The sequence below is a fragment of the Ideonella sp. A 288 genome, from assembly GCF_002198735.1.
Taxonomy (GTDB): Bacteria; Pseudomonadota; Gammaproteobacteria; order Burkholderiales; family Burkholderiaceae_C; genus Pseudaquabacterium.
Map to the genome: position 1 here is coordinate 1 of NZ_MWLO01000072.1, position 15,444 is coordinate 15,444.

13 protein-coding genes are annotated in these 15,444 nt (G+C 71.4%); 9 read left to right on the forward strand and 4 right to left on the reverse strand.

The genetic code is table 11. The annotated features are described in order from the left end of the window. Positions 1-74: 74 nt before the first annotated feature. On the reverse strand, positions 75-626 hold the full coding sequence (locus EOINJALH_RS05595; RefSeq protein WP_088279334.1) for a hemerythrin domain-containing protein: 552 nt from the start codon (positions 624-626) through the stop codon (positions 75-77). A gap of 175 nt (positions 627-801) precedes the next feature. Between EOINJALH_RS05595 and EOINJALH_RS05600 the strand changes: the two genes are divergently transcribed. Then, positions 802-1,557 (forward strand): Crp/Fnr family transcriptional regulator, encoded by a 756-nt coding sequence (locus tag EOINJALH_RS05600; protein ID WP_234413676.1) that lies wholly within the window; start codon positions 802-804, stop codon positions 1,555-1,557. An 81-nt stretch (positions 1,558-1,638) separates the two neighbouring features. Here EOINJALH_RS05600 and xdhC read toward each other — a convergent pair whose 3' ends face one another. The 3 genes from xdhC to xdhA are packed head-to-tail and all read right to left on the reverse strand — an operon-like array spanning position 1,639 to position 6,244. Then, positions 1,639-2,445: a xanthine dehydrogenase accessory protein XdhC gene (gene xdhC, locus EOINJALH_RS05605; RefSeq protein ID WP_088279336.1), complete on the reverse strand. Its 807-nt coding sequence runs from the start codon at positions 2,443-2,445 to the stop codon at positions 1,639-1,641. Beyond that, the gene (gene xdhB, locus EOINJALH_RS05610) at positions 2,442-4,781 is read right to left on the reverse strand and encodes a xanthine dehydrogenase molybdopterin binding subunit (RefSeq protein ID WP_088279337.1); all 2,340 of its coding nucleotides are present in this window, start codon (positions 4,779-4,781) and stop codon (positions 2,442-2,444) included. The genes xdhC and xdhB overlap by 4 nt, the downstream gene beginning before the upstream one ends. Then, the gene (gene xdhA / locus EOINJALH_RS05615; RefSeq protein WP_088279338.1) at positions 4,778-6,244 is read right to left on the reverse strand and encodes a xanthine dehydrogenase small subunit; all 1,467 of its coding nucleotides are present in this window, start codon (positions 6,242-6,244) and stop codon (positions 4,778-4,780) included. The genes xdhB and xdhA overlap by 4 nt, the downstream gene beginning before the upstream one ends. Positions 6,245-6,314: 70 nt before the next feature. Here xdhA and EOINJALH_RS05620 point away from each other — a divergent pair, with 70 nt between their 5' ends. From EOINJALH_RS05620 to EOINJALH_RS05655, 8 genes are all read left to right on the forward strand, one after another. Continuing rightward, entirely contained in the window at positions 6,315-7,268 is a 954-nt protein-coding gene (locus EOINJALH_RS05620; RefSeq protein ID WP_088279339.1) for a LysR family transcriptional regulator, read from the forward strand. Then, entirely contained in the window at positions 7,265-8,554 is a 1,290-nt protein-coding gene (gene guaD, locus EOINJALH_RS05625) for a guanine deaminase (RefSeq protein WP_088279340.1), read from the forward strand. The genes EOINJALH_RS05620 and guaD overlap by 4 nt, the downstream gene beginning before the upstream one ends. Before the next feature lie 29 nt (positions 8,555-8,583). Next, complete coding sequence (locus EOINJALH_RS05630) at positions 8,584-10,107, forward strand: ABC transporter ATP-binding protein (protein WP_404872737.1); 1,524 nt, start codon at positions 8,584-8,586, stop codon at positions 10,105-10,107. After that, on the forward strand, positions 10,094-11,155 hold the full coding sequence (locus EOINJALH_RS05635) for an ABC transporter permease (RefSeq protein WP_088279357.1): 1,062 nt from the start codon (positions 10,094-10,096) through the stop codon (positions 11,153-11,155). Before EOINJALH_RS05630 ends, EOINJALH_RS05635 begins: the two co-directional genes overlap by 14 nt. Before the next feature lies 1 nt (position 11,156). Then, the gene (locus EOINJALH_RS05640) at positions 11,157-12,077 is read left to right on the forward strand and encodes an ABC transporter permease (RefSeq protein WP_088279341.1); all 921 of its coding nucleotides are present in this window, start codon (positions 11,157-11,159) and stop codon (positions 12,075-12,077) included. A gap of 78 nt (positions 12,078-12,155) precedes the next feature. Then, positions 12,156-13,322, forward strand: coding sequence for a BMP family ABC transporter substrate-binding protein (locus tag EOINJALH_RS05645; protein ID WP_088279342.1), 1,167 nt, complete (start codon positions 12,156-12,158; stop codon positions 13,320-13,322). Between the two features lie 112 nt (positions 13,323-13,434). Further along, positions 13,435-14,067, forward strand: coding sequence for a DUF2238 domain-containing protein (locus tag EOINJALH_RS05650; RefSeq protein ID WP_088279358.1), 633 nt, complete (start codon positions 13,435-13,437; stop codon positions 14,065-14,067). Between the two features lie 172 nt (positions 14,068-14,239). Then, a complete protein-coding gene (locus EOINJALH_RS05655) occupies positions 14,240-15,280 on the forward strand; it encodes an adenosine deaminase (protein ID WP_088279343.1) in 1,041 nt (346 codons plus the stop codon). The last annotated feature ends 164 nt before the right edge of the window (positions 15,281-15,444 follow it).

The following is a 15,444-nucleotide window of genomic DNA, read 5'->3' on the forward strand; positions in this document are numbered from 1 at the left end:
GGGCGGCGGGGGCACGCGCCATCATGGCCGACGACGGTGCACGGGCCTGTCGCCGAGCGGACGGCGGGGCCGGCTCAGCCGCCCGGCCGCCGGCGCGCCGCCATCTCGGCGCCCATGGCGGCCAGCACCTCGGGCGGCAGGCCGGCGCGGGCCGCCGGGAAGGCCAGCCCGTCCTCCAGCGGCAGGTGGCTGTCGTGGCGTGCCACGAAGGCCTCGGCGTCGCTGCGCAGGCTGGCCGGGTCGGGCACGCTGCCGTCGCGCAGCCCCGCCAGCGCGGGCCCCAGCCGCGACCACAGCGCCTCGAAGGCGCGGTGGTCGTCCAGCATCTGCTGCGCCGCGGCCGCCAGGCGCGCGTCGCCGCTGGCCATCAGGCGGGGCACGACATGGCGCTCTTCATCCTGGTGGTGGTGGGGCGCGGCCATGTCGAAGTAACGCCAGACATCCCCGGCCGCGGCGCGCGCATCGGCATCGGGGCCGTGCGCGTCCAGGTGGTCCAGCAGGCGCTGCAGCAGGGCCAGCGAGCGACGCACCCGGTCGTGGCAGGCGTCGAGCATCTCGAAGGGCTGGTCGAAGCCCACGCCGGGGCTGTGCAGGCCGGGCAGGCTGATCGATGCGGACGCGTTCATGAAGGCCAGTGTCGCGCAGGGCGGATGCCGCCACCGGCTTCCGGGGGATCGGCAAGGCCGATTGATCCAACGCAAGGCGGCTCTGGCTGGGCTGCTCCACATTCGTGCCATACCTCCAAGGCTATCCCCCGTCCTCATGGAACACCGATTCGCCGCTCCCACAGGCATCGCGCTGATGCCTGAACGCCTCGGCGCCACGCGATTGCGCGACGCCAACGGCGCCTCCCGGCCACGCACCGGCGTGCCTCTGGCCAGCGATTCGGTGCTGTGGCGCAGCCTGCTCGGCGATCCGGCCGTCACGCTGGCCGAGGGCGACGCCCTGGGCCGCATCGCCCAGGTGCGCAACATCGGCACCGGGCAGACCGTGTTCGCCCGCATGGCGCCGGCCCGTGCCCTGGTGGCCCTGCGCGAAGGCGAAGTGGCGCTGGGCCTGCGCACCGCCGACGGCACCTTCCGCACCGAGCGCATCGTGCGCGGTCCGGCCTGGCTGGACCTCAGCTCGGCCTGGCTCGATGAGCCGCACGCGATGGACGCCCGCGCCAGCAGCCCGGTCACCGTGGTTGAGCTGCCGCGAGACGACCTGGCCGCCTGCCTGGCGGCGCACACCGACCTGGCCTTCCGGCTGATCCAGGGCCTGGCGCGCGAGGTGCAGGCGCTGGCCGTGAACACGCACGAACTGATGCACAAGGACGCGCCGGCCCGCCTGGCGCAGTGGCTGCGCCAGCGCTGCGAGCCGGTGGCCGGCCGCGAAGGTCAGGCCATCGTGCAACTGCACGAGCGCAAGCGCGACGTGGCCTCGCAACTGGCCATCACCCCCGAAACCCTGTCCCGCCTGATGCGCAGCTTCACGCGGCAGGGCGTGATCGAGGTGGCCGGCTACACCGTGCGTGTGCTCGACACCGAGGTGTTGGGGCAGTTGGCCGAGGCCTGATCCTCCTGCTCGACCAGCCCCAAGGCGGCGCGACCCGGTGACGGGTTCGCGCCGTTTGTCTTCACGGCGCCTGCCGGCCGGTCAACCACCGGCCTGCTGCAGCAACTGCGCCACCACCGCCACCGCGATCACCTCCGGCTCCTTGCCGGCGATGCCGGGCACGCCGATCGGGCAGGTCAGGCGGGCCAGGGTGGCGGCGTCGACGCCGCGGTGTTCCAGCCGGTGCAGGAAGCGCGCGCGCTTGGTCGCCGAGCCGATCAGCCCCAGGTAGCCGAAATCGCCGCGCGCAAGCACCGCCTCGGTGATGCGCAGGTCCAGGTCATGGCTGTGCGTCAGCACCAGGTAGAAGGCGCCCGGCGGGGCCACCGCCACCTCGGCCTCCACCGGTTCCACGCAGACGCGCTCGATGTGGGGCGCCGAGGCTTCGGCCGGAAATTCGCTGTCGCGCTCGTCGATCCACTGCACCCGGCAGTTCAAGCCGTCGAGCAGCCGCACGATGGCGCGGCCGACGTGCCCTGCGCCGTACAGCTGCAGCATGAAGCGCGGCGGCTCGGCCGCCCAGGCGGCCAGGCTGTGCTCGGACAGCGCCTGCGTGCGCAGGGTGAGCGCGCCGCCGCAGCACTGGCCCAGCGTCGGGCCCAGCGCGATGGCTTCGTCGTGCGGGGCGGCGTCGCCCGCGGCCAGCCATTCGCGGGCCCGGGCGATGGCCTTCAGCTCGAGGTGACCGCCGCCGATGGTGCCGGCCACGGCATCGGCCGCCACCAGCATGCGCGTGCCGGCCTCGCGCGGCACCGAGCCGCGGGCGTCGAGCACCCACACCTCCATGGCCGGCCGGCCGGTGGCCAGCCAGTGTTGTGCGGTGAGCAGCAGATCGGGCGATACGGTCATCGGCGCGAGGTTACGGCATCCGCCGCGCGCACCGCGTCCAGCGCGTCGAGCACCGCCTCGGGCGTGGCCGGGGCGCGCAGCGGCGGGTCGACGCGGTGGCTTCCCACGGCCGACACGGCATCGCGCAGGGCCAGGAACACCGAGAACGGCAGCAGCAGCGGCGGCTCGCCCACCGCCTTGCTGCGGTGGATGCTGTCGGCCACGTTGTCGTTGTCGAACAGCCGCACGTCGAAGTGCGCCGGGCAGTCGTTGGCGGTGGGGATCTTGTAGGTGCTGGGCGCGTGGGTCATCAGCCGGCCCGCGCGCGGCGAACCATCGGCCGGGTGCCACCACAGCTCTTCCATTGTCAGCCAGCCCATGCCCTGGATGAAGGCGCCCTCGATCTGGCCGATGTCGATGGCCGGGTTCAGCGACGCGCCCACGTCGTGCAGCACGTCCACCGCCAGCACGCGGTGCTCTCCCGTGAGCGTGTCCACCACCACCTCGCTGCAGGCCGCGCCATAGGCAAAGTAGTAGAAGGGCTTGCCCTGCAGGCGCTCGCGGTCCCAGTGCAGGCCGGGCGTGGCGTAGTGGCCGTCGCTCCAAAGCTGCACGCGCGCGCGGTAGGCCTCGGCCACCACGTCCTCGAAGGCCAGGCGCTGGGCGCCGACCGTGACCTGGTCGTTGGCGAACACCACCGCGTCGGCCGGCACGCTATGCCGCGCGCCGATGAAGTCGGCCAGCCGCTGGCGGATCTGCCGCGCGGCGTCCTGCGCGGCCTTGCCGTTCAGGTCGCTGCCGGTGGACGCGGCGGTGGCCGAGGTGTTGGCGATCTTCTGCGTGTCGGTGGCCGTCACCCGCACGCGGGCCAGGCGCACGCCCAGCTCCTGCGCCACCACCTGCGCCACTTTGGTGTTCAGGCCCTGGCCCATCTCGGTGCCGCCGTGGTTCACCAGCATCGTGCCGTCGGTGTACACATGCACCAGCGCGCCGGCCTGGTTGTAGTGCGCCACGTTGAACGAGATGCCGAACTTCACCGGTGTGAGCGCCAGGCCCTTCTTGAGCACCGGGCTGGCGGCGTTGAAGGCGGCCACCTCGGCGCGGCGGCGGGCGTAGCCGGCGCGCTGGGCGAGCTGGTCCACCAGCGGGGCGATCACGTTGTCCTCGGCCACCTGGCCGTAGGGCGTGACGTGGTTCGTCTCGGTGCCGTAGAAGTTGGCGCGCCGCACCGCCAGCGAATCGCAGCCCAGGCGGCGCGCGATGCTGTCGAGGATCACCTCGATGGCCAGCGCGCCCTGCGGCCCGCCGAAGCCGCGGAAGGCGGTGTTGCTCTGCGTGTTGGTCTTCGCGCAGAAGCCGTGCATGTCCACGTCGGGCAGCCAGTAGGCATTGTCGAAGTGGCACAGCGCGCGCGTCATCACCGGCGGTGACAGATCGGCCGAGTGGCCGGCGTTGGCGATCATCGTCACCTCGACGCCGAGCACGCGGCCCTCGTCGTCGTGGCCCACGTCCCAGGCGAACTCGAAGCCGTGGCGGCGGCCGGTGATGGCGAAGTCGTCGTCGCGGTCGGGCCGCAGCTTCACCGGCACGCCCAGACGTGCCGCGGCCACCGCGGCCACGCAGGCGAACACGGCGCTCTGGCTTTCCTTGCCGCCGAAGCCGCCGCCCATGCGCCGGCACACCACCTGCACGCGGTGGGCGTCCAGGTGCAGCGCATGCGCCACCACCTGCTGCATCTCGCTGGGGTGCTGGGTGGAGCAGTGCACCAGCATGCCGCCGTCCTCCTGCGGCTGGGCGACGCTGATCTGGCCTTCCAGGTAGAACTGCTCCTGGCCGCCGAGCGAGAAGCTGCCCTGCCAACGGTGCGGCGCGGCGGCCAGCGCCGCGGCCGCATCGCCGCGCGCCAGGTGCATCGGCGGCACCACGTACTGCTGCGCCGCGTGCGCGGCGTGCACGTCCAGCACCGGCGGCAGCGCATCGATGCGCAAGGCCTTGGGCGCCAGCGCGGCGGCGCGGCGGGCGGCGTCGCGCGTGCGCGCCACCACGGCGAACACCGGCTGGCCGACGTGGCGCACCTCGCCGTCGGCCAGGATGGGGTCGTCGTGGACGATCGGGCCGCAGTCGTTGCGGCCGGGGATGTCGCGCGCGACGAGCACGTCTACCACACCGGGCTGCGCGCGCAGCAGGTCGATGTCGATGGACCGCAGCGTGCCCCGGGCCACCGGCGACAGGCCGAGTGCGGCGTGCAGCGTGCCGGCGATCTCCGGAAGGTCGTCGATGTAGGGCGCGGCGCCGGCCACGTGCAGGTGGGCCGATTCATGCGGCACCGCGGCGCCGACCACGGGCTTGGCGATCATGCGCGGGCCTCCTTCGTCCAGACGCTGGTGTCGGTGGGCGGCAAGGGCGCCTCGGGCCGGGTTTCGAGCCACAGGCGCCACAGCAGGTTGCGCGCGGCGCGCTGGCGGTAGCCGGCGCTGGCGCGCAGGTCGGACAGGGGCTGGAAGTCGCGGTCGAGCGCCGCCATCGCGGCGTGCGCGGTGGCCTCGGTCCATGGCTGGCCGACGACGGCCGCCTCGGCCTGCGCGGCCCGCCGCACGGTGGCGGCCATGCCCCCGAAGGCGAAGCGCGCGGCGCGCACCCGACCGCCGTCGAAGGCCAGCCACAGCCCGGCGGCCAGGCCCGAGATGTCGCTGTCGAAGCGCTTGCTCAGCTTGTAGGCGCGCAGCACGGCATGGGGTTCGGGCAGCGGCACTCGCAGCGCCTGCACGAACTCGCCGGGCGTCAGGCGGTTGGTCATGTAGCCGGTGTAGAAGTCTTGCAGCGGCATCGAGCGCTGCACCGGGCCGTGGCGCAGCACGATCTCGGCGCCCAGCGCGATCAGCACCGGCGCCGAATCGCCGATCGGCGAGCCGTTGGCCACGTTGCCGCCCATCGTGCCGGCGTTGCGCACGGGGGGCGACGCAAAGCGGCGGCCCATCTCGTTGACCGACGGCCAGTGCGCGGCCAGCGCCTGCCAGGCATCGGCGAGCGAGGCGCCGGCGCCGATGTGCAGCCCGCCATCACGCACCTCGATGCGCTGCAGTTCGGCCACGCGGCCCAGGTGGATCACCTCGCCCAGCGGGCGGAACTGCTTGTTCACCCACAGGCCGATGTCGGTGGCCCCGGCCAGCAGCGTGGCCTGCGGGTGCGCGGCGCGCAATGCGGCCAGGTCGTCCAGGGTCTGAGGCGCGTGGAAGCCGGGCCGCTCGAGCGGCGCGTCGGCGCGCAGCGTGCGCAGCGATTCGATGATCGGCGCGGTGTCGATGGCCGGCGCGGCCTGGTCGAACATGGCCTCGCCGGCGTCCAGGATCGGTCGGTAGCCGGTGCAGCGGCACAGGTTGCCCGACAGTTCGTCGGCCAGCGCGGCGCGCGTGGGGCGGCTGCCGGCCGTGGTGTGGCGCTGGTGCAGCGCGGCCATCGTCATCACGAAGCCGGGGGTGCAGAAGCCGCATTGCGAGCCGTGGCAGGCCACCAGGGCCTGCTGGGCGGGGTGGCGGCCCTGCAGATCTTCCACCGTGAGCAGGGCCTTGCCGTCGAGCATCGGCAGGAACTGGATGCAGGCGTTGACCGGCTGCAGGCGCAGTCGTTCACCTTCGGGCGCATCGACCAGTTCGCCGACGACCACGGTGCAGGCGCCGCAGTCGCCCTCGTTGCAGCCTTCCTTGGTGCCGGTGCAAAGCGCGTGTTCGCGCAGCCACGACAGCACCGACAGGGTGGGGGGCGCGTCGTCCACGGAGACGATGGCGCCGCGGTGATGGAATCGGATGGGGCGTTGGGACATACCCGAACACTATCGTTTTCGTGAGCCATGTGTATACGATGGCGCTGATAAACACTATCGGCATCAGCGTATGGCGGGCGCGGCGGCTTTCGACAAGATCGAGCTCTCACTCATCCGGGCCTTCCACACCGTGATCACCGAGCGCAGTGTCTCGCGTGCCGCCCTCAAGCTGCACACGTCCCAACCGGCCCTGTCCGGGCAGCTCAAGCGGCTGCGTGCGCTCACCGGCGATCCGCTGCTGGTGCGCGCCGGCAGCGGCATGGCGCCCACCGCGGTGGCGCTGTCGCTGATGCCGGCCGCCGCCCAGGTGCTGCAGGGCGCGCAGGCGCTGTTCGGCGGCCACGCGTCGCCGCGCGCCTTCGCGCCGGCCGCGGCGGCGCAGGCCTTCCGCGTGGCGGCCAGCGACTACCTCGATCCGCTGTTCCTGCCCGAACTGGTGGCCCGCGTGCGCGCCCAGGCGCCTGGCGTGTCGCTCGACCTGCTGCCGCTCACCCGCGACTACGACTACCGCGGCCACCTGGCCCGTGGCGAGGTCGACCTGGTCATCGGCAACTGGCTGCAGCCGCCGGCCGAGCTGCACCTGGGCCGGCTCATCAGCGACGAGATCGTCTGCCTGGTGGGCGCCGACCACCCCGCGGTGCGCAGCCCGCGCAGCTGGACGGTGGACCGCTACCTGCACAGCGACCACATCGCGCCGACGCCACTGCACGCGGTGGGCCGCGGCGTGGTCGACGACCACCTGCAGGCGCAGGGCCTGGAGCGCCGCATCGTCGTGCGCTGCCCGCACTTCGGTCTGTCGCCGGCGATGGTGGCGCGCTCGCACCTGGTGCTCACCACCGGGCGGCAGTTCTGCGCGCGCTACCTGGGCTCGCTGCCGGTGCGCATCGTGCGCTGCCCGGTGGAGTTTCCCGCGCTCACCTACTACCAGCTGTGGCACGACCTGACGCACGCGTCGGCCGCCGTGCGCTGGCTGCGCGACCAGGTGCGCGACGTGGCCCGCGACCTGGCCGGGGGCAAGGCATGAAGACCGCGCTGCGCGCCGACCTGCTCGACTTCACCGGCGATCCCGGCCTGGACGACCTGCACAGCCCGCTGGTGCGCTGGCGGCCCGGCCACTGGCTGCTGATCGGCGACGACGGCCGCATCGTCGCCGTGCAGCCCGAGGCCCCCGGCGACGACTGGCAACGCCACGACCACGCCGGCCGGCTGTTGACGCCCGGCTTCATCGACACCCACGTGCACTGCCCGCAGATCGACGTGATCGCTTCGTGGGGCGCACAGTTGCTCGACTGGCTGGAGACCTACACCTTCCCGGCCGAGGCGCGCCATGCCGACCCGGCGGTGGCGGCCGAGGCCGCGCAGCGCTTCCTCGACGCGCTGCTGGCGCAAGGCACCACGTCTGCGGTGGTCTTTCCCACCGTGCACCGCACGTCGGTGGAGGCCTTGTTCGACGGTGCCGCGCGGCGCGGCATGCGGCTGGTGGCCGGCAAGGTGCTGATGGACCGCCATGCGCCCGACGCGCTGCGCGACGACGTGGCCGGCGCCGAGGCCGACTGCCTGGCGCTGATCGAGCGCTGGCATGGCCACGGCCGCCTGGCCTATGCGCTGACGCCGCGCTTTGCCGCCACCAGCACGCCCGAGCAACTGGCGATGGCCGGCCGCCTGCTGCAGTCCCGGCCCGACCTTTACATGCAGACCCACGTGGCCGAGAACCACGCCGAGGTGGCCTGGGTGGCCGAGCTGTTTCCGCAGGCGCGCAGCTACCTCGACGTGTACGCCAGCCATGGCCTGCTCGGCGAGCGCTCGGTGCTGGCCCATGGCATCTGGCTCGACGACATCGACCGCGCGCTGCTGCGCGACAGCGGGGCGCAGATCGCGTTCTGCCCGTCGTCCAACCTGTTCCTGGGCAGCGGCCTGTTCGGCTGGGCGCAGGCGCGGGCGGCCGGCGTGGCGGTGAGCCTGGCCAGCGACGTGGGCGGTGGCACCTCGCTGTCGATGCACCGCACGATGGCCGACGGCTACAAGGTGCAGGCGATGGCCGGCACGCGCCTGTCGGCCTGGGCGCTGCTGCACGCGGCCACGCGCGGCGCGGCGCAGGCGCTGCGCCTGGGCCACGAGATCGGCAGCCTCGAGCCCGGCGCCATGGCCGACCTGGCGCTGTGGGACTGGGCCGTGGGCCCGGTGGCGCAGCGCCGCGACAGCCTGGCCCGCGAGTTGCATGAGCGGGTCTTTGCCTGGGTCATGCTCGGCGACGACCGGAACCTGATCGAGACCTGGGTCGGCGGCCAGCGGCGCCATGCCCGCCCCTGAACGCTTCGGCTCCACGACAAGGGACCACGATGGAAAAGCCCGGCATGCTGCGACTCGAACTGAGGGGCATCGGCAAGCAATACCCCGCTGTCAAGGCCAACGACGACGTCTCGCTGCGCGTCAAGCCCGGCGAGATCCACGCCGTGCTGGGCGAGAACGGCGCGGGCAAGTCCACGCTGATGAAGATCATCTACGGCGCGGTGCGGCCGGACGAAGGCGAGATCCGCTGGAACGGCAAGGCGGTGCACATCGCCAACCCGCAGCAGGCGCGGGCGCTGGGCATCGCGATGGTGTTCCAGCATTTCTCGCTGTTCGACACGCTCACCGCCGCCGAGAACGTGTGGCTGGGGCTGGACAAGTCGCAGCCGCTGGCCGAGGTGACCGAGCACATCGGCGCCGTGGCGCGCACCTACGGCCTGGACGTGGACCCGCTGCGGCCGGTGCACTCGCTGTCGGTGGGCGAACGCCAGCGCGTCGAGATCGTGCGCGCGCTGATGACCAATCCGCAGTTGCTGATCCTCGACGAGCCCACCTCGGTGCTCACGCCGCAGGCGGTGGACAAGCTCTTCGTCACGCTGCGCAAGCTGGCCAGCCAGGGCTGCGCCATCCTCTACATCAGCCACAAGCTCGACGAGATCCGGGCGCTGTGCCACCACTGCACCGTGCTGCGTGGCGGCAAGGTCACCGGCGAGGTCGACCCCACCCAGGAAACCAACGCCAGCCTGTCGCGCCTGATGATCGGCGCCGAGCCGCCGCAGTTGCAGCGCCGCGTGCCCAAGCTCGGCAAGGTGGCGCTCAAAGTGAGCGGCCTGTCGCTGTCGACCACCGACCCCTTCGGCACCGCGCTCGACGACATCGGCTTCGCCGTCAGCGCGGGCGAGGTGGTCGGCATCGCCGGCGTCTCGGGCAACGGCCAGCAGGAGCTGATGGCGGCGCTGTCGGGCGAAGACCGGCGCGCGCCGCGCGGGTCGGTGTCGCTGTTCGGGCAGGACATCGCGCAGGCCTCGCCGCGCCACCGGCGCAAGCTCGGCCTGCACTTCGTGCCCGAAGAGCGGCTCGGCCGCGGCGCCGTGCCGACCATGAGCCTGGCGCAGAACACCCTGCTCACGCGCACCGAAGCCGTGAGCCGGCTCGGCTGGGTGCGCACCGCCGAGGTGCGCAAGCTGGCCGACGAGCTGATCCGCCGCTTCAACGTGAAGGCCGGCGGCCCGGGTGCGGCGGCCAAGAGCCTGTCGGGCGGCAACCTGCAGAAGTTCATCGTCGGCCGCGAGATCCAGATCAACCCGAAGCTGCTGATCGTCTCGCAGCCCACCTGGGGCGTGGACGTGGGCGCCGCCGCGCAGATCCGCGGCGAACTGCTCGAGCTGCGCGACCAGGGCTGCGCGGTGCTGGTGGTCAGCGAAGAGCTGGACGAACTGTTCGAGGTCTGCGACCGGCTCATCGTCATCGCGCAGGGCCGGGTGTCGCCCAGCGTGCCGGTGGCCGAGGCCTCGGTCGAGATGATCGGCGAGTGGATGTCCGGCCTGTGGAGCGATGCGCATGCTCAAGCTTGAAGCCCGGCCGCAGCCCTCGCAGGCGATGTCCATCGCCTCGCCGCTGATCGCGCTGGCGGTCACCGTGGTCATCGGCGTGTTCCTGTTCTCGGCGCTCGGCAAGGATCCGGTGCGCGGCCTGCAGATGTTCTTCGTCGAGCCGGTGAAGAACGCCTATGCGCTGTCCGAGATCGCCATCAAGGCCACGCCGCTGGCGCTGATCGCGCTGGGCCTGTCGATCTGCTACCGATCCAACGTGTGGAACATCGGCGCCGAGGGCCAGTTCGTGCTTGGCGCCATCTGCGCCGGCGGCGTGGCCATGCAGGCTGGGCCCGACACCTCACGCGGCATCGTCGTGCTGATCCTGCTGGCCGGGGTGGCCGGCGGCATGTTCTGGGCCGGCCTGGTGGCGCTGCTGCGAGACCGCTTCAACGCCAGCGAGATCCTGGTCAGCCTGATGCTGGTGTACGTGGCCGACCTGCTGCTGTCCTACCTGGTCTACGGGCCCTGGAAAGACCCGAAGGGCTACAACTTCCCGCAGACCATCACCTTTGCCGCGGTGACCAAGATCCCGCGGCTGTTCGACGGCACGCGGGCCAACATCGGCGTGCTGGTGGCGCTGGGCGCGGTGGCGGCGGGCTGGCTGTTCCTGTTCCGCACCTACGCCGGCTTCCAGCTGCAGGTGGGCGGGCTGGCACCGGCCGCCGCACGCTATGCCGGCTTCTCGTCGCGCAAGGCGCTGTGGATGGCACTGCTGGCCTCGGGTGGCCTGGCCGGCCTGGCCGGGGGCCTCGAGGCGGCCGGGCCGCTGGGCCAGCTGACGCCTTATGTGCCGGTGGGCTACGGCTTCGCGGCCATCATCGTCGCCTTCGTCGGGCGGCTGCACCCGGTGGGCGTGGTGTTCTCGGCCATCCTGATGAGCATGTTCTACATCGGCGGCGAACTGGCGCAGTCGCGCATGGGGCTGCCCAAGTCGATCACCGGCGTGTTCCAGGGCCTGCTGCTGTTCACGCTGCTGGCCGCCGACACGCTGATCCATTACCGCGTGCGCGTCGCAAGGAAGATCTGACATGGATTCGATCGCACTGCTCATCGCCGCCACACTCAACGCCGGCACCGTGCTGGCCATCGCCGGGCTCGGCCTGCTCATCAACGAACGCGCGGGGGTGCTGAACCTCGGCGCCGAAGGCATGATGCTGGTGGCCGCCATCGCGGGGTTCGCCACCGCGGTGCACACCGGCAGCGACGTGGCCGGCTTCGCCGCCGGCATGGCCGCGGGCGCGCTGATGGCCGCGGCCTTCGGCGTGCTGGTGATCTGGTTCAACACCAACCAGTACGCCACCGGGCTGGCGCTCAGCCTCTTCGGGGGCGGCTTCTCGGCCTTCGCCGGCATCCAGTACACGCAGCAGAAGCTGGGCGACCGGGCCAAGTTCGAGATCCCGTTCCTGGCCGATATCCCGCTGGTCGGGCCGGCCTTCTTCAAGCACCACCCAATGGTCTATCTGGCCGTGCTGGGGGTGGTGGCGCTCAGCTGGTTCCTGTACCGCTCGCGCGGCGGGCTGGTGCTGCGCGCGGTGGGCGAGGCGCCCGAATCGGCCCATGCGCTGGGCTACCCGGTGCGGCGCCTGCGCTTCCTGGCGGTGATCGTCGGCGGCGCGCTGTGCGGCCTGGCTGGCGCCTACGTCAGCGTCATCTACACGCCGCTGTGGGTGGAGGGCATGATCGCCGGCAAGGGCTGGATCGCGCTGGCGCTCACCACCTTCGCCACCTGGCGGCCGGCACGCATCCTGCTGGGGGCCTACCTGTTCGGCGGCGTCACGATGCTGCAGTTCCACCTGCAGGGCGAGGGCGTGCAGATCCCCAGCCAGTGGCTGAGCATGCTGCCCTACCTGGCCACCATCGTGGTGCTGGTGCTGATCTCGCGCAATCCCACCTGGATCCGCGTGAACATGCCGGCCTCGCTGGGCAAGCCGTTCTTCCCAGGGTCGTGACTGTGTCACCACCCTGGTGCATCGCATAATTTCCCTTTCCCGCGCCATCCCAACCCATCCCCTCGATCTGGAGAAGACATGACGGAGCAATCCAAGCGTTCACTGCTGAAGCTGGCCGGCTGGTCTACCTTGGCCGCCACCGCGGCCCTGGTCGGCTGCGGCAAGAAGGAAGAGCCCGCCGCAGCGCCGGCCCCGGCCCCGGCCAGCGCGCCCGCCTCGGCCGCGGCCGCCAAGCCCGAACCGCTGAAGATCGCCTTCGCCTACGTCGGCCCGGTGGGCGATGGCGGCTGGACCTTCGCGCACGACAACGCGCGCAAGGCCATCGAGAAGGAATTCGGCGACAAGATCGTCACCAGCTTCGTCGAGAAGGTGCCCGAATCGGCCGATGCCGAGCGTGTGTTCCGCGACCTGGTGGGCCAGGGCAACAAGCTGATCTTCGGCACCACCTTCGGCTACATGGAGCCCATGCTCAAGGTGGCGCCCGATGCCAAGGACGTGAAGTTCGAGCATGCCACCGGCTACAAGACCGCCGACAACATGCGCACCTACGACAGCCGCACCTACGAGGGCGCGTACATGGCCGGCGTCATCGCCGGCAGCATGACCAAGACCAACACGCTGGGCGTGGTGGGCTCGATCCCCATCCCCGAGGTCATCCGCAACATCAATTCGTTCACCCTCGGCGCGCAGAGCGTCAACCCGAAGATCAAGACCAAGGTGGTGTGGGTGAACGAATGGTTCAACCCGCCCAAGGAAACCGAGGCCGCCACCGCGCTGATCAACGGCGGCGCCGACGTGCTGATGCAGAACACCGATTCGCCCGCGGTGCTGAAGACGGCGCAGGACAAGGGCAAGCGAGCCTTCGGCTGGGACAGCGACATGACGGCCTACGGCCCCAAGGCGCACCTGGGCTCGGCGATCATCAACTGGGCGCCGTACTACATCAAGGCCACCCAGGAGGCGCTCGACGGCAAGTGGGCCACCGGCAAGGCCTGGTGGGGCGTCAAGGAGGGTGCGATCGACATGGTCTCCGTCGCCGACGACGTGCCGGCCGAGACCAAGAAGAAGGTCGACGAGGTGAAGGCCGGCCTGAAGGACGGCAGCTTCTCGATCTGGAAGGGCCCGATCACCGACAACACCGGCAAGGTGCAGATCGAGAAGGACAAGGTCGCCGACGACGAGTTCCTGGGCGGCATCAAGTTCTACGTGAAGGGTGTGGAAGGCAAGGTGCCGGGCGACAAGTGAGCCCGGCCTGCCGCTGACACCGACGCCGCCCGCGCTGCACGCCGGGCGGCGTCTTTCATGGGGCGCCACGCGGGCGTGACGTCCGCTGTGGCGCTTCGACCGAGTGGATGCCATGTCACCTGAATCTCCGTCACCCCGTGCGCCTTGGCTGGTGCTCGCGTCGGTGGCCACGCTGGTGCTGCTGGCCGTGTCGGGCTGGCAGCCCTACGACCGCGCCACCTGGGTCATGGAAGTGATGCCGGTCGCCATCGCCCTGCCGGTGCTGTGGCTGACGTACGGGAGGGTTCCGCTGACGACGCTGTTGTACGTCTGCATCTTCGTCCATGCCACGGTGCTGATGCTCGGTGGCGCCTACTCTTACGCCCGGGTGCCGCTGGGCTTTCAATTGCAGGATCTGCTGCACCTCGGCCGCAACCCGTACGACAAGATCGGCCACTTCTTCCAGGGCTTCGTCCCGGCGCTCGTGGCGCGCGAGATCCTGATCCGCGGCCACCATGTGCAGGGCCGACGGATGCTGGCTTTTCTGGTCGTCTGCGTCGTGCTGGCCATCAGCGCCACCTACGAGTTCATCGAATGGGGCGCGGCGCTGGCCCTCGGCCAGGGGGCAGACGAGTTCCTCGGCACGCAGGGCGATCCCTGGGACACGCAGTCGGACATGTTCTTCGCCCTCATCGGGTCGGTGACGGCGCTGCTGCTGTGCTCCGGCTTGCACGATCGCCAACTCGGTCGCCTGGCGGCCCGGTGAGTGTGCGGCGGACCTCGCCGTTGCGGACCGATGCGCCGCGGCATGGTCGCCCGGTGGCGATGCCATCGATGGCAGACTGAGGCCCTGCCGGGTGGGGCGTCCCAACGCCCATCGCCTGGCTCGACACCTGCTTGCCACCCCCGTGGGTGACATTCTTCGCTGGAGCCTCGACATGATCGACTTCGACCGCATCCCCCGCGAGCGCCTGATGGCGCTGCTGCGCTCGGCGCCCAAGGCCGAGCTGCACATCCACATCGAGGGCTCGCTCGAGCCCGAGCTGATCTTCGACCTGGCGCGGCGCAACGGCGTGGCGCTGCCCTACGCCAGCGTCGAGGCCCTGCGGGCCGCCTACGCGTTCACCGACCTGCAGAGCTTCCTGGACATCTACTACGCCGGGGCCAGCGTGCTGCTGAAGGAGGACGACTTCCACGCGATGGCCATGGCCTACTTCGCGCGCGCGGCGGCCGACGGCGTGGTGCACGCCGAGCTGTTCTTCGATCCGCAGACCCACACCGACCGCGGCGTGCCGATGGCCGCGGTGGTGCAGGGCCTGGCCCGGGCCTGCGCCGATGCCAGAACCCAGCACGGCATCGACGCGTCCTTGATCCTGTGCTTCCTGCGCCATCTCACCGAGGCGGCGGCCTTCGACACGCTGGAGGCGGCCTTGCCGTTCCGGCAGCACTTCATCGGCGTGGGCCTCGACAGCAGCGAGCGCGGCCACCCGCCCGAGAAGTTCGCGCGGGTCTTCGCCAAGGCCCGGGCGCTGGGCCTGCACCTGGTGGCTCACGCCGGCGAGGAAGGGCCGCCGGCCTACATCGAGAGCGCGCTCGACGTGCTGAAGGTCGAGCGCATCGACCACGGCGTGCGCTGCGTCGAGAGCCCGGCGCTGGTGCAGCGGCTGGCGGCGCAGCGCATGCCGCTGACGGTGTGCCCCTTGTCCAACGTCAAGCTGTGCGTGGTTCCGACGATGGCCGATCACCGCCTGCCCGAGCTGCTGTCCGCGGGCCTGTGCGCCACGGTCAACAGCGACGACCCTGCCTATTTTGGCGGTTATCTCGGCGACAACTTCGTCGCCACCTTCACGGCGCTGCCCCAGCTCGGCGCGCGCGAGGCGCACACCTTGATGCGCAACAGCTTCGAGGCGAGCTTCTCGCCGCCCGAGGCCAAGGCGGCCTGGATCGCGCAGCTCGACCAGGCCTTCGCCGCCGGCTGACGGCCCGCCCCGGGCGGGGCGTCGCGCCTGTCCCTGGAAGACCGGGCAGCCCGTCCACCTCCCGACCCCGCCGCAAGGCCTCGAACGGCCGGCACCACCATCCCAACGCACCGGATTCCCGGCGCGGTGGCGCTGATGCGCGGACCCTGGCTTACGCCGCAATG